16 protein-coding genes are annotated in these 20,462 nt (G+C 60.2%); 10 read left to right on the top strand and 6 right to left on the bottom strand.

Features of this window, described 5'->3' with window-relative positions:
* Positions 1–235: 235 nt before the first annotated feature.
* Positions 236–748, bottom strand: coding sequence for a dihydrofolate reductase (locus tag AC07VF_RS21175; RefSeq protein WP_282373378.1), 513 nt, complete (start codon positions 746–748; stop codon positions 236–238).
* A 254-nt stretch (positions 749–1,002) separates the two neighbouring features.
* Between AC07VF_RS21175 and AC07VF_RS21170 the strand changes: the two genes are divergently transcribed.
* The 3 genes from AC07VF_RS21170 to AC07VF_RS21160 all read left to right on the top strand — a co-directional run bounded on the left by AC07VF_RS21170 (position 1,003) and on the right by AC07VF_RS21160 (position 4,337).
* Complete coding sequence (locus tag AC07VF_RS21170) at positions 1,003–2,382, top strand: DUF2868 domain-containing protein (protein ID WP_495009662.1); 1,380 nt, start codon at positions 1,003–1,005, stop codon at positions 2,380–2,382.
* Positions 2,375–3,760 (top strand): GTPase/DUF3482 domain-containing protein, encoded by a 1,386-nt coding sequence (locus AC07VF_RS21165; protein ID WP_495009661.1) that lies wholly within the window; start codon positions 2,375–2,377, stop codon positions 3,758–3,760. The genes AC07VF_RS21170 and AC07VF_RS21165 overlap by 8 nt, the downstream gene beginning before the upstream one ends.
* Before the next feature lie 121 nt (positions 3,761–3,881).
* Positions 3,882–4,337 (top strand): YkgJ family cysteine cluster protein, encoded by a 456-nt coding sequence (locus AC07VF_RS21160; RefSeq protein WP_074890161.1) that lies wholly within the window; start codon positions 3,882–3,884, stop codon positions 4,335–4,337.
* A 203-nt stretch (positions 4,338–4,540) separates the two neighbouring features.
* Here the strand turns inward: AC07VF_RS21160 and typA are convergent, their stop codons facing one another.
* Together typA and thiI are read right to left on the bottom strand one after the other, a co-directional pair.
* The gene (typA, locus tag AC07VF_RS21155) at positions 4,541–6,361 is read right to left on the bottom strand and encodes a translational GTPase TypA (RefSeq protein ID WP_122536774.1); all 1,821 of its coding nucleotides are present in this window, start codon (positions 6,359–6,361) and stop codon (positions 4,541–4,543) included.
* 140 nt (positions 6,362–6,501) lie between these two features.
* Positions 6,502–7,956, bottom strand: coding sequence for a tRNA uracil 4-sulfurtransferase ThiI (gene thiI, locus AC07VF_RS21150; RefSeq protein ID WP_122624387.1), 1,455 nt, complete (start codon positions 7,954–7,956; stop codon positions 6,502–6,504).
* A gap of 332 nt (positions 7,957–8,288) precedes the next feature.
* Here thiI and glnA point away from each other — a divergent pair, with 332 nt between their 5' ends.
* The 6 genes from glnA (at position 8,289) to ntrC (ending at position 14,564) form a co-directional block, all read left to right on the top strand.
* Entirely contained in the window at positions 8,289–9,695 is a 1,407-nt protein-coding gene (gene glnA, locus AC07VF_RS21145; protein WP_037018763.1) for a glutamate--ammonia ligase, read from the top strand.
* Between the two features lie 202 nt (positions 9,696–9,897).
* Positions 9,898–10,464 carry a chorismate mutase gene (locus AC07VF_RS21140; RefSeq protein ID WP_495009660.1) on the top strand — a complete coding sequence of 189 codons (567 nt, stop codon included), beginning with the start codon at positions 9,898–9,900 and terminating at the stop codon, positions 10,462–10,464.
* A gap of 126 nt (positions 10,465–10,590) precedes the next feature.
* Positions 10,591–11,115, top strand: a complete 525-nt coding sequence (locus AC07VF_RS21135; protein WP_495009659.1) for a DUF4124 domain-containing protein — start codon at positions 10,591–10,593, stop codon at positions 11,113–11,115.
* Positions 11,099–11,743 (top strand): DUF4124 domain-containing protein, encoded by a 645-nt coding sequence (locus AC07VF_RS21130; RefSeq protein ID WP_495009658.1) that lies wholly within the window; start codon positions 11,099–11,101, stop codon positions 11,741–11,743. The genes AC07VF_RS21135 and AC07VF_RS21130 overlap by 17 nt, the downstream gene beginning before the upstream one ends.
* 302 nt (positions 11,744–12,045) lie before the next feature.
* Complete coding sequence (gene glnL / locus AC07VF_RS21125; RefSeq protein ID WP_074890143.1) at positions 12,046–13,131, top strand: nitrogen regulation protein NR(II); 1,086 nt, start codon at positions 12,046–12,048, stop codon at positions 13,129–13,131.
* Positions 13,128–14,564 carry a nitrogen regulation protein NR(I) gene (ntrC, locus tag AC07VF_RS21120; protein ID WP_074890141.1) on the top strand — a complete coding sequence of 479 codons (1,437 nt, stop codon included), beginning with the start codon at positions 13,128–13,130 and terminating at the stop codon, positions 14,562–14,564. Before glnL ends, ntrC begins: the two co-directional genes overlap by 4 nt.
* Before the next feature lie 107 nt (positions 14,565–14,671).
* Here ntrC and mgrA read toward each other — a convergent pair whose 3' ends face one another.
* Positions 14,672–15,709, bottom strand: a complete 1,038-nt coding sequence (gene mgrA / locus AC07VF_RS21115; protein WP_074890138.1) for an L-glyceraldehyde 3-phosphate reductase — start codon at positions 15,707–15,709, stop codon at positions 14,672–14,674.
* A gap of 238 nt (positions 15,710–15,947) precedes the next feature.
* Here mgrA and AC07VF_RS21110 point away from each other — a divergent pair, with 238 nt between their 5' ends.
* Positions 15,948–16,700, top strand: coding sequence for an SDR family oxidoreductase (locus tag AC07VF_RS21110; RefSeq protein ID WP_495009657.1), 753 nt, complete (start codon positions 15,948–15,950; stop codon positions 16,698–16,700).
* Between the two features lie 115 nt (positions 16,701–16,815).
* Here AC07VF_RS21110 and betT read toward each other — a convergent pair whose 3' ends face one another.
* Together betT and epsC are read right to left on the bottom strand one after the other, a co-directional pair.
* Entirely contained in the window at positions 16,816–18,810 is a 1,995-nt protein-coding gene (gene betT / locus AC07VF_RS21105; protein ID WP_495009656.1) for a choline transporter BetT, read from the bottom strand.
* A 492-nt stretch (positions 18,811–19,302) separates the two neighbouring features.
* On the bottom strand, positions 19,303–20,247 hold the full coding sequence (gene epsC, locus AC07VF_RS21100; protein WP_197983925.1) for a serine O-acetyltransferase EpsC: 945 nt from the start codon (positions 20,245–20,247) through the stop codon (positions 19,303–19,305).
* Positions 20,248–20,462 lie beyond the last annotated feature (215 nt).

The raw sequence follows: 20,462 nt of genomic DNA, 5'->3' as shown, positions 1-20,462 counted from the left end.
GACAACGTCCGTCCTCACCGCGTCACCTCGGGCGCCATTCGCGACAGATGACATGAAAACGACGTTTTTGTGACAACGCTTGAGCTGCTTAAACTCGTGGGAGCGAGCTTGCTCGCGAATAGGCCAGCACATCCCCTAAATCTTCACCGGCTGAAATGCCATCTTCGTGAGCAAGCTCACTCCCACAGTTGATCGCATTCCCCCTGTAGGAGTGAGCTTGCTCGCGATAGCGATATCAGGCCCTTTCCCAAACCTCGAAACTGTACGCAGGCTTGTCATCCAGCGCCGGGTTTGGCGTGTCGGAAACCAGTTTCCACTGCGCCAGATCGAATTCCGGAAACCACGCATCGCCTTCGGGACTCAACGCAACGCGGGTGAGGTACAGGCGGTCAGCGTGCTCAAGGGCTTGCCCGTAGAGCTGAGCGCCGCCGATCAGCATCACTTCGCTGACACCTTGCTCGCGCGCCCACTCTTCCGCGCGGTGCACCGCCGCGTCCAGAGAGGTAAATACTTCGGCGCCTTCAAGCTGCAAATCCTGCTGGCGCGTGACCACCAGATTCAACCGGCCCGGCAGCGGACGGCCCAGGGAATCCCAGGTCTTGCGACCCATGATGATCGGCTTGCCCAGCGTGGTTGCCTTGAAATATTTGAAATCGCCCGGCAGGTGCCAGGGCATGGAATTGTCGACGCCGATGACCCGGTTTTCAGCGAGTGCGGCGATCAAGCTCAGGGGGAGATGTTTTTTCATGGCGCGAGGATATCAGAGGCCACCCCCGGATTCCTTCCCCGGAGTGCGAGCCGAATGACCATCGCCCGGAAGGACCCTATCGCGAGCAAGCTCACTCCTACAATGGCCGCAGATGGCGGAAAATTGCGAACGACGAACCTGTAGGAGTGAGCTTGCTCGCGATGGCGGTTGTCCAAACAACGCGAACCCTTGGCAATGCGCGATCGCAGCCACACCGGTTATGCTCACCCACGACTTTACCGACGAGACGCCGCGTGACTGCACTGACTCCCCTTGATGAACTCTGGCTGACCGAAGCTGTGCGCCTGCGTGAAGAACACGCCGGCGCGCTCGAAGACGAAGAAGCCAATCGCCGCGCTCGCGCCGCTGCGGGCGACCTGCAAACCCGGATCAAACACCGTGCCCTGTGGCTCGCCGAACGTGACGGCATGCGCAAGGCCCTGCACCACTGGAAACAAGGCGCGCGGCTGGCGCTGATCGTGCTGGCGGTGTTCGCGGTGGTCAGCGGCGCCGGACTGGCTTTCGCTGCGTTGGGCGACGGACAGACACCCGTCAATGTGTTCTGGGCGCTGGGCAGCCTGCTCGGACTTAACCTGATTCTGCTGACAAGCTGGGCGATGGGCCTGCTCTTCGTCGGGGAAAGTACCGCTGGCCTCGGTCGCCTCTGGATGTGGCTCAGCGAGAAGCTGGCACGCGATGCCCAGGCCGCGCAGCTCGCGCCGGCGTTGATATTGCTGCTGCAACGCAAGCGTCTGAACCGCTGGGTGCTGGGCATCTGCGTCAATGGCCTGTGGCTGCTCGCCCTGCTCAGCGCCCTGACGCTGCTGCTGTTACTGATGGCGACGCGGCGCTACGGCTTCGTCTGGGAAACGACCATTTTGGGCAGTGACACTTTTGTCAGCCTGACCCGAGGCCTGGGGGCGATTCCGTCGTTGCTGGGTTTCAGCGTGCCGACCGAATCGATGATTCGCGCCAGCGGCGACAACGCCCTCGCCATCGAAAACGCCCGTCAGGCCTGGGCCGGATGGCTGGTCGGCGTGCTGGTGGTGTTCGGTATTGTGCCGCGTCTTCTGCTGACGGTGCTGTGTTACCTGCGTTGGCGCGTGGGTCGACAAGGGTTGGCGCTGGATCTGAATCACCCCGACTTCGTCGAACTGCGCGAGCGCTTGATGCCCAGCAGTGAACGGCTGGGCATCAACGATGCAGCGCCTCCTCAGCTTCACGCGGTAACCTCCGGTCCGTCGGCGAGCGAAAGCCAGGGCGCGCTGCTCGTCGCCATCGAGCTGGACAATCAGCAGCCGTGGCCGCCCGAGCTTCCCGACAACGTGGTCAATGCCGGCGTTCTCGACTCCCGGGAATCACGGCGCACACTGCTTGACCAACTGACACGCTATCCGCCCGCGCGCCTTGCCATTGCCTGCGACCCACGTCGCTCGCCAGACCGCGGCAGCCTGGCGTTGATTGCAGAACTCGCGCGCTGTGCCACCTCCACACGCATCTGGCTGTTGCCGGCCCCCAGCGGACAGGCGCTGGACGCCGACCGACTGGAGGATTGGCACACGGCGTTGCAGCAGCTTGAACTGAACTGGACCGACAGCGCGCCAGTGACCTGGCTGGAGGGCGGACATGACTGACAAGGACGCAATTCGACCGCTGAAACTGGCCGTGGTTGGCCACACCAACGTCGGCAAAACCTCGCTGTTGCGCACGCTCACGCGCGATGTCGGCTTCGGCGAGGTCTCCCATCGCCCGAGCACCACCCGGCACGTCGAAGGCGCGCGGTTGTCGGTGGATGGCGAGGCGCTACTTGAGCTGTACGACACGCCCGGCCTGGAAGACGCCATCGCCCTGCTGGATTATCTCGAGCGGCTGGACAGACCCGGCGAACGGCTCGACGGCCCGGCGCGGCTCGGGCGTTTTCTGGAGGGCAGCGAGGCGCGCCAGCGTTTCGAACAGGAAGCCAAAGTGCTTCGTCAGTTGCTCGCCTCCGACGCCGGCTTGTACGTGATCGACGCGCGAGAGCCGGTGCTCGCCAAATATCGCGACGAGCTGGCGGTCCTCGCCAGTTGCGGCAAACCCTTGCTGCCCGTGCTCAATTTTGTCAGCAGTGCGCAGCAGCGCGAACCGGACTGGCGTGAAGCGCTGGCGCGTCTTGGGCTGCATGCGCTGGTACGCTTCGACAGCGTCGCCCCACCGGAAGATGGCGAACGCCGTCTGTATGAAAGCCTCGCCCTGCTGCTGGAAACATCACGGGGAAGACTTGAGCGTCTTATCGCAGACCAGCAGGCCCAGCGTGAAGCTCGCAAGCAGAGCGCAGCCAGGCTGATCGCCGAACTGTTGCTGGACTGCGCAGCCTGTCGCCGAAGTGTGGCAACGGATTCCGGTCAGGTGCAGGCGGCGATCGATGACCTGCGCAAGGCCGTGCGCCAGCGCGAACAACGTTGCGTCGAGTCGCTGCTCAAGCTCTACGCCTTTCGTCGCGAAGACGCCTCAGCCAGCGATTTACCGTTGATGGACGGCCGTTGGGGCGATGACCTGTTCAATCCCGAAACCCTGAAATTGCTGGGCGTACGTGTGGGTGGCGGTATCGCTGCGGGCGCGGCGGCAGGTGCAGGCGTGGACCTGCTGGTCGGCGGCATCACGCTGGGTGCGGCGGCACTGGTCGGCGCGATTGCCGGCGGCGCCCTGCAAACAGCGCGCAGTTATGGCAGCCGGTTGATGGACAAATTCAAGGGGCAGCGCGAACTGACGGTCGACGATGCCGTGCTCCGACTGCTGGCGCTGCGCCAACGGCAACTGCTGCAAGCCTTGGAGGTGCGGGGTCATGCCGCGATAGAGAGCATCAAACTGACGGCCCCTCTCGACAAAACCTGGCGCGAAGGCAAGCTGCCAGAGGCGCTGCATAAGGCGCGGGCGCACCCGCAATGGTCGTCGCTGAATCCGGGGGCGAAGCTGAATCAAAGCGAGCGGCAGGAGCAAGTTGAGGCGTTGGCGAAGACCGTGCTCGTCTGAAATGAGCCACACGACTGATCGGGCGGCAAGCTGCCGACAGTCGCTTCAATCATTTTGCGGTAGGGGAATTGCGCGCGGACCGGTATGATCGCGCGCCCGATACACCCGGAAGCACACGCGCATGAAACCCACCTTGATCGCCGCTGCAGAACTCGACCGCATCGAGACCTGGCAGAAATACTCCAGCTATATGTGCGGGGGCTGCGTTTCCAGCTGCTGCACGCTGCCTGTGGAAGTGAAGATCAAGGACCTGATCCGCATCGGCATCGTTGACGAGTTCGAACAAGGGGATAACCCGAAGAACATCGCCAAGCGGTTGCAAAAGGACGGGATCGTCGAGCGCTTCAATCAGAAGTCCGGGATCTTCACCCTCCAGCGCATGAGCAACAACGATTGCCTGTACCTGGATCGCAAGAGCCGGCTGTGCACGATCTACGACAAGCGCCCCGACACCTGCCGCAATCACCCGAAGATCGGCCCTCGCCCGGGTTATTGCGCGTACAAGCCGAAAGAAGTCGTGCGCGAAAGCACCGGTACGCTGAACTCGAACTCCGGCCGGGTGCCGTTGAAGTTCTAAGCCCCTACAGAGTTCGCGCACGCGTTCCCGGCTAAAGCCGGTCCTACCAAAGGCGCGCGGGCTTTAGTGGGACCGGCTTTAGCCGGGAAGGGGCCGGATTGAGCAACATCGCCCTCACATCGACACCGGCCAAACCAAAATCCACACAAACAAAAACGCCCCCGGCCTTTCGACCGGGGGCGTTTTCGTTCAGCCGGGGCTAGTTACGCCTTGGCTTTCTTGGCAGCACGGGTACGCTCGCCTTCGTCGAGGATCTTCTTGCGAAGACGGATCGACTTAGGGGTGACTTCGCACAGCTCGTCGTCCTGGATGAATTCCAGAGCCTGTTCCAGTGTGAAGCGAACAGGTGGAACCAGAGCGATGGTCTCGTCCTTGCCCGAAGCACGCATGTTATCGAGCTTCTTGCCTTTGGTTGGGTTCACACCCATGTCGTTGTCGCGGCTGTTCAAGCCAACGATCTGACCGTTGTAGATCTCCTGACCGTGCTCGACGAACAGCTTGCCGCGCGCCTGCAGGGTTTCCAGGGAGTAGGTCAGTGCCTTACCGGTTTCAACCGATACCAGAACGCCGTTCTGACGACCGGACATGTCGCCGGACTTCATGGTGTCGTAGCGGTCGAAGATCGAGGTCAGGATGCCAGCACCGTTGGTCAGGGTCAGGAACTGGTTACGGAAACCAATCAGGCCACGAGCAGGGATGTTGTATTCCAGACGCACACGGCCTTTGCCATCCGGCACCATGTTGGTCAGGTCGCCCTTACGCAGACCCATCTCTTCCATGACCTTGCCCTGGGATTCTTCAGGGGTGTCGATGGTGACGTTTTCGAACGGTTCCTGCTTCACACCGTCTACCTGACGGATGATCACTTCAGGACGACCGACACCCATTTCGAAGCCTTCGCGACGCATGGTTTCGATCAGTACCGACAAGTGCAGCTCACCACGGCCCGAGACCTTGAACTTGTCAGCCGAGTCGCCTTCTTCAACGCGCAGAGCAACGTTGTACAGCAGCTCTTTGTCCAGACGCTCCTTGATGTTACGGGAGGTCACGAACTTGCCTTCTTTACCGCAGAACGGCGAGTCGTTGACCTGGAAGGTCATCGAAACGGTCGGTTCGTCAACGGTCAGCGGCTTCATCGCTTCAACTGCGTCCGGGTGGCACAGAGTGTCGGAGATGAACAGCGAGTCCATACCGCTGATGCAGACGATGTCGCCAGCGGCAGCCTCTTCTACGTCGATGCGGTGCAGACCGTGGTGACCCATCAGTTTCAGGATACGGCCGTTGCGGCGCTTGCCGTCAGCACCGATCGCGACAACCGGGGTGTTCGGCTTGACGCGGCCACGAGCGATACGGCCAACACCGATGACGCCCAGGAAGCTGTTGTAGTCCAGTGCCGAGATTTGCATCTGGAACGGACCGTCACGGTCGACTTTCGGCGCAGGTACGTTGTCGACGATCGACTGGTACAGCGGGGTCATGTCTTCAGCCATGTCGGTGTGATCCAGACCGGCAATGCCGTTCAGGGCCGAGGCGTAGACGACTTTGAAGTCCAGCTGTTCTTCGGTGGCACCGAGGTTGTCGAACAGGTCGAAGATCTGGTCCAGAACCCAGTCCGGACGCGCGCCTGGACGGTCAACCTTGTTGATGCACACGATCGGACGCAGGCCGGCTTCGAAAGCCTTCTTGGTCACGAAACGGGTTTGCGGCATAGGGCCGTCTTGAGCGTCGACCAGCAGCAGAACGGAGTCAACCATCGACATCACGCGCTCTACTTCACCACCGAAGTCGGCGTGGCCCGGGGTGTCAACGATGTTGATGTGGTAGCCATTCCAGTTGATCGCGGTGTTCTTCGCGAGAATGGTAATACCGCGCTCTTTTTCCTGGTCGTTGGAGTCCATCACGCGTTCGTCGTTGAGCTCGTTGCGCTCAAGGGTGCCGGACTGGCGCAGAAGCTTGTCGACGAGGGTAGTTTTACCGTGGTCAACGTGAGCAATGATGGCGATGTTGCGTAGATTTTCGATCACTTGTGTATCTCGATCAGAGGATTCGGTCAGCTGTCTGATTGTAGGCAGCTATGAACGGTGGAGCCGGCGAAAGCCGTTACGGCTGACGACTGGTGTCGGGGGGCCGGTGACGCAAGCCACAGGCAAACAGCCCCGGGCACTTAGCTCGGTCGATAAACGCGCACATTGGCATGCCCCTCACTGAGCAGATGATGAGCATGCAGGCGACTCATGACGCCTTTGTCGCAATAGAGCAGGTACTGGCGCGTGTCATCCAGTTCCTTGAAACGGCTGTTCAATGCAAAGAACGGCAGCGTTTGTACTTCGACGCCAGTCAGCGCCAGCGGGCGGTCTTCTGCTTCATCCGGGTGACGGATGTCGATGACCACTTGCCCCGCCAGCGCCTGACTGACTTCTTCAATCTGAACGTCCTGGCCCAATTCCTCGATCACGCGATCGATCGGTACCAGACGAGCGTTTTCCAGCGCACGTTCGAGCACGGCCATGTCGAACGATTTTTCTTCGTGCTCGACCCGATTGCGCTTGGCGGCGGTCTTCGGATTCACCGAAATCACACCGCAGTATTCGGGCATGTGCCGGGCAAAATCGCCGGTGCCGATCTGATCGGCCAGGTCGATGATGTCCTGCTTGTGACTGGCGATCAGCGGTCGCAGGACCAGCTTCTCCGTTACGCAATCGATGACCGACAGGTTGGGCAGCGTCTGGCTGGACACTTGGGAAATCGCCTCGCCGGTCACCAGCGCGTCGATTTCCAGCCGGTCGGCAATGTTGGTCGCAGCGCGCAACATCATACGCTTCAATACTACGCCCATATGACTGTTATCGACTTTTCCGAGAATTTCTCCCAGAACTTCCTCGAACGGTACGCTCACGAACAGCACCCGCTGAGAGCTGCCGTACTTCTTCCAGATGAAGTGCGCGACTTCCATCACGCCCAGCTCGTGGGCACGTCCGCCCAGATTGAAGAAGCAGAAATGGCTCATCAGGCCGCGACGCATGATCTGGTACGCGGCCACGGTTGAGTCAAAGCCACCGGACATCAGGATCAGGGTCTGTTCAAGCGAACCCAGCGGATAACCGCCGATGCCGTTGTGCTGGCTGTGGATCACGAACAGGCGCTGGTCCCGAATCTCGATTCTGACCTCGACTTCCGGGGCTTTCAGCGAAATGCCGGCGGCGTTGCATTCACGACGCAGCTTGCTGCCGACGTACTTCTCGACGTCCATGGAGCTGAAGTCATGATGGCCCGCACGCTTGCAGCGCACCCCGAAAATCTTGCCGGGGAGCGCGTCGCCGAAGTGCAGCTTGCACTTCTCGTAGATGTCTTCCATGTCGCCCAGCGGATACTGGTCAACCTGCAGAAAGTGCGTGATGCCGGGCATGCAGCTGAGGCGCTCGGTCATCTCGCGCAGGACTTTGGCATCCTCGACCCTGGTTTCGACCTCAAGGTTGTCCCACACACCATCCACCACCAACGCCGGGTCCAGATCGCGGAGCACCGTACGGATGTTCTTGGCCAGCTGTTTGATGAAGCGCTTGCGCACAGGCCGGCTTTTGATAGTGATTTCTGGGAAGACTTTGACGATTAATTTCATGAAAACAGCGCGCTAGGTCCCGGTCGAAAAAGGGGGGCGCGGATTATAGCGGAAATTGCTCAAGGTTTAACCAGTTATCGTACGGCCAATCGTCCGCGCACCAAAACGGCCCTGTATACAATTACTTGGCACCATAAGGGTGCGCCGGTTTTCGAATATGCGACGTTTAACGCGCTTAAAGGCAGCTATTCCCTCGGAAAACCCAACACAGGGCACTGGCATGCAAATTGCTCCCTTGTGAGGCAGGTTGCCTTGGTCGAGTATCGCGCCCGGCATCACCCAAATTGAAGGGCCAACCACTACTCAGGCCCTAATCCACCCCGGAGGACAACATGTCGAAGTCGGTTCAACTCATCAAAGATCATGACGTAAAGTGGATTGATCTGCGCTTCACGGACACCAAAGGCACTCAGCACCACGTGACCATGCCGGCCCGCGATGCGCTGGAAGACGACTTCTTCGAAGTCGGCAAAATGTTCGACGGTTCCTCCATCTCGGGCTGGAAAGGTATTGAAGCCTCCGACATGATCCTGCTGCCGGACGACGAAACCGCCGTGCTGGATCCGTTCACCGAAGAGCCTACCCTGATCCTGGTTTGCGACATCATCGAACCTTCGACCATGCAAGGTTATGATCGCGACCCACGCGCCATTGCTCACCGCGCCGAGGAATACCTGAAGTCGACCGGTATCGGTGACACTGTATTCGCCGGCCCTGAGCCAGAATTCTTCATCTTCGACGAAGTGAAATTCAAGTCCGACATCTCCGGCTCCATGTTCAAAATCTACTCCGAACAAGGTTCGTGGATGTCCGATGCTGACATCGAAGGCGGTAACAAGGGTCACCGTCCAGGCATCAAAGGCGGCTACTTCCCGGTTCCACCGTTCGACCACGACCACGAAATCCGCACCGCAATGTGCAACGCCCTGGAAGAAATGGGCCAGGTCGTCGAAGTTCACCACCACGAAGTGGCAACCGCAGGCCAGAACGAAATCGGCGTGAAATTCAACACGCTGGTTAAAAAGGCTGACGAAGTTCAGACCCTGAAATACGTCGTGCACAACGTCGCCGACGCTTACGGCCGCACCGCTACCTTTATGCCAAAGCCTCTGTACGGCGATAACGGTTCGGGTATGCACGTTCACATGTCCATCTCCAAAGATGGCAAGAACACCTTCGCAGGCGAAGGTTATGCCGGCCTGTCCGACACCGCTCTGTACTTCATCGGTGGCATCATCAAGCACGGCAAGGCCCTGAACGGCTTTACCAACCCGGCAACCAACTCGTACAAGCGTCTGGTTCCAGGCTTCGAAGCGCCGGTCATGCTGGCCTACTCGGCTCGTAACCGTTCGGCGTCGATCCGTATTCCTTACGTCAACAGCCCTAAGGGCCGTCGTATCGAAGCACGTTTCCCGGACCCGGCAGCCAACCCGTACCTGGCCTTCGCTGCCCTGTTGATGGCTGGCCTGGACGGCATCCAGAACAAGATCCACCCTGGCGATGCGGCTGACAAAAACCTGTACGACCTGCCGCCTGAAGAGGCGAAAGAGATCCCGCAAGTTTGCGGCAGCCTGAAGGAAGCCCTGGAAGAGCTGGACAAAGGTCGTGCGTTCCTGACCAAAGGCGGCGTATTCAGCGACGACTTCATCGACGCTTACATCGCGTTGAAATCCGAAGAAGAAATCAAAGTGCGCACCTTCGTACACCCACTGGAATACGAGCTGTACTACAGCTGCTGATCCAGTCGCGTCGGCGAAAGCCGCGTGAACAAAAGGCCTCCTTCGGGAGGCCTTTTTTGTGCTCGTCTTTCGCCGCGTTACGTACATACATATGTAACGCAGTTGAGATCACCTGTTGAGGCAATATAGTCAGCACTCCGACTTTTCCGAACACGTGCCTCGACGATCGCGAGCCAGATTACTCATGCGAGAACACACCCTTATGCCCAAGCTGATTCAGATCACCCTCTTCGCGCTGGCCGTGTTTGCGCCAGGCCTTTATGCAGCGAACACTCAGCAGCCTCCCGCACAGCTTCAACCGCTCATCGCAGCCATGGAGCAACGCTTGGAAATCGCCAATGACGTGGCGCGCAGCAAATGGCACAGCGGCAAGCCGGTTCAGGACAGTGAGCGCGAGCGCCAGGTGATTCAGAACGCCGAGTCACGGGCGAGTGAATTCGAGCTGGGCGCCGACGACGTACGCGATTTCATGACCGCCCAGATGGAAGCCAACAAGATGGTGCAATACGCGCGTATCGAGCAGTGGCGCGAAACCGGCCACTCCCCGGAGAAGCCAGACGTCAACCTGACCGATGGCATCCGGGGTCGGCTGGATACGCTGCTGCCGGTGTTGATGCAAAGTTACTCGGCGTTTCAGCCTTACCGCAGCGATGCCAAATGCGCTGGCTGGGTGCAGTCGGAAATCCAGCGACAGGCAAGTGATCCCGTCATTGAGACCGCGCTGCAACGGGCGGGAGGCGACCTCTGCCGGACCACACCAAGCCCGTGAGCGGGTGCGCAGGTCCGCTTCTCAAATGACACCGTCGATCAGTATTCCTCTATGCTGACCCGTGCCGCGTCATGGATTTAGCGCGGCACCATTGTTGGTTGTCCTGATCGCTGCACCGGAGTGTTCATGCGTCAATGTCTTGCCCTTCTGTTGCTGGTATTTGCGCTGCCCGCTGCCGCGCAGATCTACAAATACACCGATGCCTCCGGGAACACGGCGTACAGCAACCAGCCGCCGAACGGTACCAAAGCCGAAACTGTCGAGCTGCCGCCGCTCAACAGCGTCGAGACCGTCGTGCCTGCCGCGCCGCCGCCACTGCCCGCGACCCAGAACCAGAATCAGCAAACCGCTGCCACCTATCAGGTGCTCGCGCTGAAAGACCTGCCCCAGGACGAAGCGCTTCGTGCCAATAACGGCTCGTTCACTGTTGGCGTGGCCATAGAGCCCCGTTTGCAGCCTGGGCATTTGTTGCAGTTGGTGGTGGACGGCGCACCCTATGGCCAGCCCACGAATATTCCTCGGCTGCAGGTCATGGAGCTTGATCGGGGCGAACACAGCTTTTCGGTTCAGGTGCTGGAAAATCAGCGTTCGATCCAGCAAAGCGAGACGGTCAATCTGACAGTGCAGCGAGTCCATGTCGGCCGGCCTTAAATACGTCTACCAGTTGGCCGTCGCTCTGTGCCTGCTGTTCAGCGTGAGCCAGGACGTTTTGGCGGAGGTGTATACCTACGTCGATGCAGACGGCAATCGGGTCTTCACCGATCAGCCTCACCGCAATGCGAAGAAGGTCGACATAGCGCCGACCAACCGGGTCGATCAGCCCACGAAGGCGCCCAGTCGGGCATCCACACCGAAGCCAGCGGCGAGACCCATCTTCCATTATCAGTTGCTGCGCATTCTGGCGCCGGAACCCGACAGCACGATCCGCGACATTGAAGGCAATCTGAATGTCACCGTCAGCAATGATCCCGAGTTGCAGCCGGATCACTTGTACCGGTTACTGCTCGACAGCAAACCCTACGGCGAGCCGACGCGCAGCCCGGTTTTCCCGCTGACGAACATCGACCGTGGCACTCACCAGCTGTCCGTAGAGATCATTGATCAGTACGGGCGAGTGCTGGAGCGAACCCCCAATCAACCCTTTCACCTGATACGCATCTCTCTGGCCCAGAAGCGGCTCGCACAGCCCTGTAAAAACGATGATTACGGTGTGCGCCCCGAATGCCCTATCAAGGACAAGCCGGAAGAAGAATCGAGTTTCTTTTCGTTCTTCCGCTAAACCCTGCCCGACCGGCTATGCTCTATTCTGGTGCATAACCTGAACGAGCTTTCGCGTAATAAGCCCATTTTGGTTCGACGTTCAGGAATCCATGCACTGTCGCCGGGCCTGCCGTCCAAAAAACGTTCGTAATTACTCAACCCGCGCTTCTTTTCGGAGCCTTGGTTTGGTTTTTGCATTTTGTAATGAATGCGCGAGCACACCACACGTTCTAGCGGTTCCATACGCTGGCAAAGACCAATCAGAGCCTGCACTCACGGCCCAGCCCGAGTGCATAGAGCCAAAAGAGGTCACCGGGATTCATGACTATCAGCGATGCGTTGCATCGGTTGTTACTCGACAACCTGACCACTGCCACGATTCTGCTCAACTCGGACCTGCGCCTCGAGTACATGAATCCTGCCGCTGAAATGCTGCTGGCCATCAGTGGTCAGCGCAGCCACGGCCAATTCATCAGCGAGCTGTTCACCGAATCTGCCGAAGCGCTCAGTTCGCTTCGTCAGGCGGTGGAACAGGCGCACCCGTTCACGAAACGTGAAGCGATGCTGACCGCCCTCACCGGCCAGACGTTGACGGTCGATTACGCCGTCACCCCGATTCTTTCCCAGGCCGAGACCATGCTGCTGCTGGAAGTCCATCCCCGTGATCGCTTGCTGCGGATCACCAAGGAAGAGGCTCAGTTGTCCAAGCAGGAGACCACCAAAATGCTGGTGCGTGGCCTGGCCCATGAAATCAAGAACCCCCTTGGCGGGATTCGCGGCGCCGCGCAGTTGCTGGCACGCGAGCTGCCGGAGGAGAGCCTCAAGGACTACACCAACGTCATCATCGAAGAAGCCGACCGCCTGCGTAATCTGGTCGACCGCATGCTGGGCTCGAACAAGCTGCCGATGCTGGCGATGACCAACGTGCATGAAGTGCTCGAGCGCGTGTGCAGCCTGGTCGAAGCCGAAAGCCAGGGATGCATCACTATCGTGCGCGACTACGACCCGAGCATTCCCGATGTGCTGATTGACCGCGAGCAGATGATTCAGGCCGTGCTCAATATCGTGCGCAACGCCATGCAGGCCATCAGCAGCCAGAACGAGCTGCGTCTGGGCCGCATCAGCCTGCGCACGCGTGCCATGCGCCAGTTCACCATCGGCCATGTGCGCCATCGTCTGGTCAGCAAGATCGAAATCATCGACAACGGCCCCGGCATTCCGCCGGAGCTGCAAGAAACCATTTTTTACCCCATGGTCAGCGGCCGCCCGGATGGCACCGGGCTGGGCCTTGCCATTACCCAGAACATCATCAGTCAGCACCAGGGGCTGATCGAGTGTGATAGCCACCCTGGCCATACAACATTCTCGATCTTCCTGCCGCTGGAACAAGGAGCAGCGTCGACATGAGCCGTAGTGAAACTGTCTGGATCGTCGATGACGACCGTTCCATCCGCTGGGTACTGGAGAAAGCCCTGCAGCAAGAGGGCATGACCACGCAGAGTTTCGACAGCGCCGATGGCGTGATGAGCCGCCTGGCCCGTCAGCAACCGGACGTGATCATTTCCGACATCCGCATGCCCGGCGCCAGCGGCCTGGACTTGCTGGCGCGCATTCGCGAACAGCATCCACGCCTGCCGGTCATCATCATGACCGCTCACTCGGACCTCGACAGCGCCGTGGCGTCCTATCAGGGCGGTGCGTTCGAGTACCTGCCAAAGCCGTTCGACGTTGACGAAGCCGTTTCGCTCGTTAAACGTGCCAATCAGCACGCTCAGGAGCAGCAGGGCCTGGCCGTTCCGCCAACCTTGACCCGCACCCCGGAAATCATCGGCGAAGCGCCGGCGATGCAGGAGGTGTTTCGCGCCATCGGCCGCTTGAGCCACTCCAACATCACCGTGCTGATCAACGGCGAGTCCGGGACCGGTAAAGAGCTGGTTGCCCACGCCCTGCACCGCCACAGCCCACGCTCGGCTTCGCCGTTCATTGCGCTGAACATGGCAGCGATTCCGAAAGACTTGATGGAGTCCGAGCTGTTCGGCCACGAAAAAGGCGCGTTCACCGGCGCGGCGAACCTGCGTCGTGGGCGTTTCGAGCAAGCCGACGGTGGCACCCTGTTTCTCGATGAAATCGGCGACATGCCGGCCGATACCCAAACCCGGTTGCTGCGTGTCTTGGCTGACGGCGAGTTCTACCGCGTTGGCGGCCACGTGCCGGTTAAAGTCGATGTGCGCATTATTGCGGCGACGCACCAGAATCTGGAAACCCTGGTCCAGGCAGGCAAGTTCCGCGAAGACTTGTTCCACCGCCTGAACGTGATCCGCATTCACATCCCGCGCATGTCCGACCGTCGCGAAGACATTCCGACGCTGGCACGCCACTTCCTCAGCCGCGCTGCGCAGGAACTGGCTGTTGAGCCCAAGCTGCTGAAGGCGGAAACCGAGGAATACCTCAAGCACCTGCCGTGGCCGGGCAACGTCCGTCAGCTGGAAAACACCTGTCGCTGGATCACGGTGATGGCGTCGGGCCGCGAAGTGCATGTCAGCGATCTGCCGCCCGAATTGCTGAGCCTGCCCCAGGACGCTGCCCCGGTGACCAACTGGGAACAAGCGCTGCGCCAATGGGCCGATCAGGCGCTGGCCCGCGGTCAATCCAGCCTGCTGGACAGTGCCGTGCCGACGTTCGAACGCATCATGATCGAGACCGCGCTCAAGCACACCGCCGGCCGTCGTCGCGACGCCGCCGTGCTGCTGGGCTGGGGCCGCAATACCTTGACCCGCAAGATCAAGGAGTTGGGTATGAAGATCGATGGCGGGGATGACGACGAGGGTGACGAGGGCTAAGCCCTGCGATAGGCAGCAGCGCCTGCCTGCGATGGCGTCAGTTGAAAGACGGATTCGCCGCAGGCAGGACGCCATCGCGGGCAAGGGCGCCCACGATGGCTGCGGGTTTACTCAGCCGAAGATGGCTTCTCCCACAGATTAATCCCGCCTTCCACCGCAAACCGGTCGATCTCGGCCAGTTCTTCCTGACTGAACTCAAGATTGTCGAGGGCGCCGACGTTCTCGATGATCTGCTCCGGACGGCTTGCACCGATCAGTGCGGACGTGACGCGCGGATCGCGCAGTGTCCAGGCCAGTGCCATCTGCGCCAGGCTCTGACCGCGACGCTTGGCGATCTCGTTCAGCGCACGCACGTGCTCGATGTTCTGCTCCGATAAATGCGCCGCCTGTAGCGACCCGCCACCGGGACGGTTGACCCGTGCGTCTTTTGGAATGCCGTTCAGGTATTTGTCCGACAGCAGCCCCTGGGCCAGCGCGGTGAATGCAATGACGCCCGAGCCGAGTTCTTCGGTGGTGTCCAGCAGGTCTTTTTCCACCCAGCGATTGAGCAGGTTATAGGCCGGCTGATGAATCAGCAGCGGCACTTTCCACTCTTTCAGCAGGCCTGCGATTTCGCGGGTTTTGGCGCCCGAATACGACGAAATCCCGATATACAGCGCTTTGCCCTGCTGCACAGCGGTGGCCAGTGCGCTCGCGGTTTCTTCCAGCGGGGTATCAGGGTCGAAGCGGTGGGAATAGAAAATATCGACGTAGTCCAGGCCCATGCGCTGCAGGCTCTGATCGAGGCTGGCGAGCACGTATTTGCGCGATCCGCCGCCCTGACCGTAAGGCCCTGGCCACATGTCCCAGCCGGCTTTGCTGGAGATAATCAGTTCGTCGCGGTATTGCTTGAAGTCTTCCTTGAGCAGGCGACCGAAGTTGATTTCGGCACTGCCGTACGGCGGGCCATAGTTATTGGCGAGGTCGAAGTGGTTGATACCCAGATCGAAGGCCGTGCGCAGCATCGCACGCTGGGTGTCGATCGGCGTGCTGTCACCGAAGTTGTGCCACAGACCCATGGAGAGCGCTGGCAGCACCAGCCCACTGCGGCCTACACGGCGATAGGGAATGCGTTCATAACGGTTTTCGGCAGCGATGTAAGTCATCCAGTCCTCTCTTTCTTGTATGGAAGTCAGTCACAAAACGAACCTGCGAGATTACTCGGATTTCTCTGCGGCGAGGGGGTTCAAGAGAGTGGACGAACGCTACGCTCCAGCGCTGAAGGAAAGCGACGGCCACTGCATTGTTCGCTGCAGCAGAACAATGAAGGCGTTTCTGCGGCGTTTATCAGCGCGGTCTGCCATGTGAAGCTGCACTCACTTTCAAATGAATCGGAGCCTCACCATGACGCAGTCCACTCCACACATCCCCCGTCCGGTCGCCATCGTCACCGGCGCCTCCCGTGGTATCGGCGCGGAAATCGCCCGGCGCTTGAGCCACGATGGTTTCGCGGTGGTCGTGAATTACGCCAGCAGCGCGGCAGAAGCGGACGCCCTGGTTGCGCAGCTCAACGACGAGGGCGGTCAGGCCATCGCGATCAAAGCCGACGTTGCCAAGGCTGACGAGGTCCACGAACTGTTCGAGCAAACGGAAGCGAAGCTGGGCAAGGTCAATGTGCTGGTCAATAACGCCGGCGTCATGAAGGCACTGCCGCTGGCAGACACCAGCGATGAGCAATTCGATCAGGCGTTCAACATCAACACCCGAGGCACCTTCAACACGTTGCGCGAGGCCAGCGCGCGGATGAACGACGGCGGTCGCATCATCAACTTCTCCACCACTGCGCTGGCGCTGAACCTGCCGGGCTATGCCATCTATAACGCGACCAAGGCGGCCGTCGAAGCCTTCACCCATGTATTTGCCAAGGAGCTGCGCGGGCGGAATATCACGGTGAATGCCGTCGCGCCGGGGCCGGTGGCGACCGAGCTGTTCCTGCAAGGCAAAACCGAGGAGCAAATCCAGCACTTTGCCAACATGCCGCCGTTGCAGCGCCTGGGGCAGCCGGAAGATATCGCCAGCGTCGTGTCCTTTCTGGCCGGCCCGGATTCAGGCTGGGTGAATGGGCAGGTGCTGCGGGCCAATGGTGGCTTGGCTTAGGTAGAAATCGAAGGTGTAAAAGCAAGCGTGCCCGCAAGGGCGTCGTGTCCGTCCCCGGTTGGGCGACTGACACGACGCCCTTGCGGGCACGTGTTTTTCTACAAAAGAAAGCGCCTTAACGCACCAGGTGCAGGAACTGCAGGTGGCGCTCGTACTGGTCGAGGATGTCGTTGATGACCTGTTCCTTGGTGTAGCCCACCAGGTCGTAGTCCTGACTGCCCTCGCTCAAGTGCACTTCGGCGCGGTAATAACGGCGGTTGTTCAGCTGTTTGGAGCCCATGCCGCCGCGTGCGAAGGACGGTGTGAAATAGCCACGCATGGTCACCTGGTACACAAACGGACGCTCTTCACCGTGGCCGATTTCCAGGCCCACCGTGTCGTTGGCCGGATCCGGCTGAGTCACGACGGTCAGGCCCTTCTCGACGAACACTGCCGTCACTTCTTCAATCGCCGGGCGTACGGTCTGGTCGAGGAAGCGGTAAACCTCATCACGGGACGGGAACGCCACGGCCTGAGTCAGACGCTGACGCCAGCCACCACGCCGGGATCCGGAGACCGGTGCCAGTGAATACAGCTGAGCGATCTGGCGCTGGGACTCCATGTAGAACGCCTTGTGCAGCCCCCACATCATCAGCAGCAGAATCAGCGAGAACGGCAACGAAGTCAGTACCACCGCCGACTTCAGCGCATCGATGCTGCCCGAGAACAGCAAGCCGCTGGTGATCAGCGCCGTCATCACGCCCCAGAACACACGCAGCCATTTCGGGCCATCTTCGTCCGGGCTGCCGCCTTTGGCAGAAAGCGTCGACAGCACCACGGTGCCGGAGTCGGCCGAAGTCACGAAGAACACGAAGCTGATGAACACCGTCACGGCAATGACCGTCCGGCTCCATGGGTACGTCTGCAGCATCAGGTAAAGGGTCATCGACGGATCGTCGATAGCCGATTGGCCCAACGCAGCCATGCCGTGGTTCAGCACCAGGTCGATGGAGCTGTTACCGAAAATCGACATCCACGCGAGGGTGAAGCCCAGCGGGATCAGCAGCACGCCGCAGACGAATTCACGAATGGTGCGACCACGGGAGATACGCGCGATGAACAGACCCACGAACGGCGACCAGGCAATCCACCACGCCCAATAGAACACGGTCCAGCCACCCAGCCAGTCGCTCGGGCCATCGTACGCATAGACGTCGAAGCTCTTGACCGGCAACGCGCCGAGGTAATCGCCGATGTTCTGCACCAGCGTATTGAGCAGGTGCTGAGTGGGTCCGGCAAACAACACGAACAGCAGCAGCGCGCAGGCCAGCAGCATGTTGATGTCGGACATGACCCGCACGCCCTTGTCGACGCCCGCAATGGCTACGAGGATTGCCGCGCCCATCATCAGAGTGATTAAACCGACCTGAATCCATTGGGTGTGCGGCACGTTGAACAGGTAGTCGAGCCCTGAATTCAGGTGCAGTACACCAAACCCCATGTCAGCACCGAGGCCGAAGATGGTGGCGATGATGCCGAAACCGTCGACTGCGTAACCGATCGGGCCGTTGATGCGCTTGCCGATCAACGGATACAGCGCCGAACGCAACGCCAGCGGCAGGTTATGGCGATAGGCGAAGTAGGCCAGCGCCATACCGACGAAGGCGAAAACGCCCCACCCATGCAGGCCCCAATGCAGAAACAGCAGCTGCATGGCCTGACGTGCCGATTGGGTGGTCCCGCCCTCACCCTGGGGCGGCTGCAGCATGTGGGTCAACGGCTCGGACACGCAGAAGAAGAACAGCGTGATGCTGATCCCGGCGGCGAACAGCATGCCGGCCCAGGACAGATAGCTGAATTCGGGCTCGTCGTGGTCGGCGCCGAGCTTGATCTTGCCGTAGCCGGACAGCGCAGTGACCACAACGAACAGCAGATACAGGGTCATGGCCAGCATGTAGTACCAGCCAACGGTGTTGGCGGCCCAGTTCTGCGCGGCGAGCAACCAGGCCCCTGAGGCTTCCGGGAAGCCGATCACGACCAGTCCGAAGATGAGGATGAAGCTGGCAGCGAAGTAGAAAACAGGGCCGTTCATGCGAACAGGCGAGCTGTTCGAAGCGCTTGAATTATTCATATGAATACCGCCGCGCGGGCGAGGGGATCGATCATGCAACGTAGATGCGGCAAAGGTAGGCCTCCTGAGATCAGCGGGCAGCGAACCACCGGTTTAACTTGATTGAACGTTCAATTAAAGCACGAATAGACGGCCGGAGACTAATGCACGGTGGCGTGACGCTTAATCAGGCGAGGGTAGGACGGACGACGAAAGCCTTTCGTTCCGTGGGTTCGGTAGGGTTTTCAATGCGCTGGAAAATTATGGAGGCTTGGCGGTATGGCGACCGACGCCTTCCCGGCTAAAGCCGGTCCTACAAAAGCTATGCGGTCAATTAGTAGGACCGGCTTCAGCCGGGAAGAGGCCAGTGTGCTCACCCGAAGATTTGCGACATAACGACTGACGCCTTCCCGGCTAAAGCCGGTCCTACAAGAGCTATGCGGTCAATTAGTGGGGCCGGCTTCAGCCGGGAAGAGGCCAGTGTGCTCACCCTGAAATTTGCGATATGACGGGCTACTTCGGACAGCCATCCTCATGCTGCAGGCTCGCCTGATTGACGTTACTGCCCGCCGGGACGCCGCGCGTGAGCCACACGTTGCCGCCGATGGTCGAGCCCTTGCCGATGGTGATGCGCCCCAGAATCGTGGCGCCGGCATAGATCACTACATCGTCTTCGACGATCGGGTGACGGGCATGGCCCTTGAGCAATTGGCCGTCTTCATCGGAGGGGAAGCGTTTGGCACCGAGGGTAACGGCCTGATAGATGCGCACGCGCTCGCCGATGATCGCGGTCTCGCCGATGACCACGCCGGTCCCGTGATCGATAAAGAAGCTCGGGCCGATCTGCGCACCGGGATGGATATCGATGCCCGTGGCGGAATGGGCCAGTTCGGCGCTGATGCGCGCCAGCAGGGGCAAACCGTTGTGGTACAGATGATGGGCCAGACGATGGTGAATCACCGCCAAAATGCCCGGGTAGCACAACAACACCTCATCAACACTGCGCGCGGCAGGGTCACCGTGGTACGCCGCCAGCACGTCGGTGTCGAGGACGCGGCGAATCGTCGGCAGTGCGCTGGCGAAATCCTGAATCAGCCGTTCCGCATGCACATCCGCGCAGCTGGCATCCTGGCCTTTCTGGCGGGCGGCGTAGCGCAGTTCGAGCCGCGCCTGATCGAGCAGCGAATTCAATGCCACGTCGAGGGTGTAGCCGACGTAGAAGTCCTCGCTCTCTTCGCGCAGGTCCACCGGCCCCAGCCGCATTGGAAACAGCGCGCCGCAGAGCGCATCGAGAATGTCGCGCATGGCCTCGCGGGAAGGCAGCTCGCGGCCGCCCTTCTCGCCGCTGATTCGGCCGTTGCTGGTACGCCAGTCATCACGCGCGGCGCGCAATTCGCCCACAATCCGCTGCAGTTGCCAGTGGCCGGTCACGCCCTCGGCGCAGGATTCCGGGGACAGGTCGGGAATAGTGCTCACGCAGATTTCTCCTCAATTCAACGGCGAGTCAGGCTGTAACGGCCGAAGTGGAATCACTCTACGACATCCCTTCGCGGCAAAAAAATAACTATTTTCGTGGGGCTTCTGTGCAGGGGACGGAGGACGCCGGGCGGTTGCCCTGTGGGAAACGTCTGCCTATAGTCCTGCGACTCAATTGCAGACCTGTCGACGCCACC

The organism is Pseudomonas sp. GW821-FHT02H06 (assembly GCF_059421525.1).
The sequence above is the reverse complement of the archived record's forward strand: the minus strand, read 5'-3'. Positions and strand labels throughout refer to the sequence as shown.

Coding starts and splice junctions, on each gene's coding strand:
- AC07VF_RS21175 (WP_282373378.1), bottom strand. CDS start 748: ATGAAAAAACATCTCCCCCTGAGCTTGATCGCCGCACTCGCTGAAAAC.
- AC07VF_RS21165 (WP_495009661.1), top strand. CDS start 2,375: ATGACTGACAAGGACGCAATTCGACCGCTGAAACTGGCCGTGGTTGGC.
- AC07VF_RS21160 (WP_074890161.1), top strand. CDS start 3,882: ATGAAACCCACCTTGATCGCCGCTGCAGAACTCGACCGCATCGAGACC.
- thiI (WP_122624387.1), bottom strand. CDS start 7,956: ATGAAATTAATCGTCAAAGTCTTCCCAGAAATCACTATCAAAAGCCGG.
- glnA (WP_037018763.1), top strand. CDS start 8,289: ATGTCGAAGTCGGTTCAACTCATCAAAGATCATGACGTAAAGTGGATT.
- AC07VF_RS21140 (WP_495009660.1), top strand. CDS start 9,898: ATGCCCAAGCTGATTCAGATCACCCTCTTCGCGCTGGCCGTGTTTGCG.
- AC07VF_RS21135 (WP_495009659.1), top strand. CDS start 10,591: ATGCGTCAATGTCTTGCCCTTCTGTTGCTGGTATTTGCGCTGCCCGCT.
- AC07VF_RS21130 (WP_495009658.1), top strand. CDS start 11,099: ATGTCGGCCGGCCTTAAATACGTCTACCAGTTGGCCGTCGCTCTGTGC.
- glnL (WP_074890143.1), top strand. CDS start 12,046: ATGACTATCAGCGATGCGTTGCATCGGTTGTTACTCGACAACCTGACC.
- ntrC (WP_074890141.1), top strand. CDS start 13,128: ATGAGCCGTAGTGAAACTGTCTGGATCGTCGATGACGACCGTTCCATC.
- mgrA (WP_074890138.1), bottom strand. CDS start 15,709: ATGACTTACATCGCTGCCGAAAACCGTTATGAACGCATTCCCTATCGC.
- AC07VF_RS21110 (WP_495009657.1), top strand. CDS start 15,948: ATGACGCAGTCCACTCCACACATCCCCCGTCCGGTCGCCATCGTCACC.
- betT (WP_495009656.1), bottom strand. CDS start 18,810: ATGAATAATTCAAGCGCTTCGAACAGCTCGCCTGTTCGCATGAACGGC.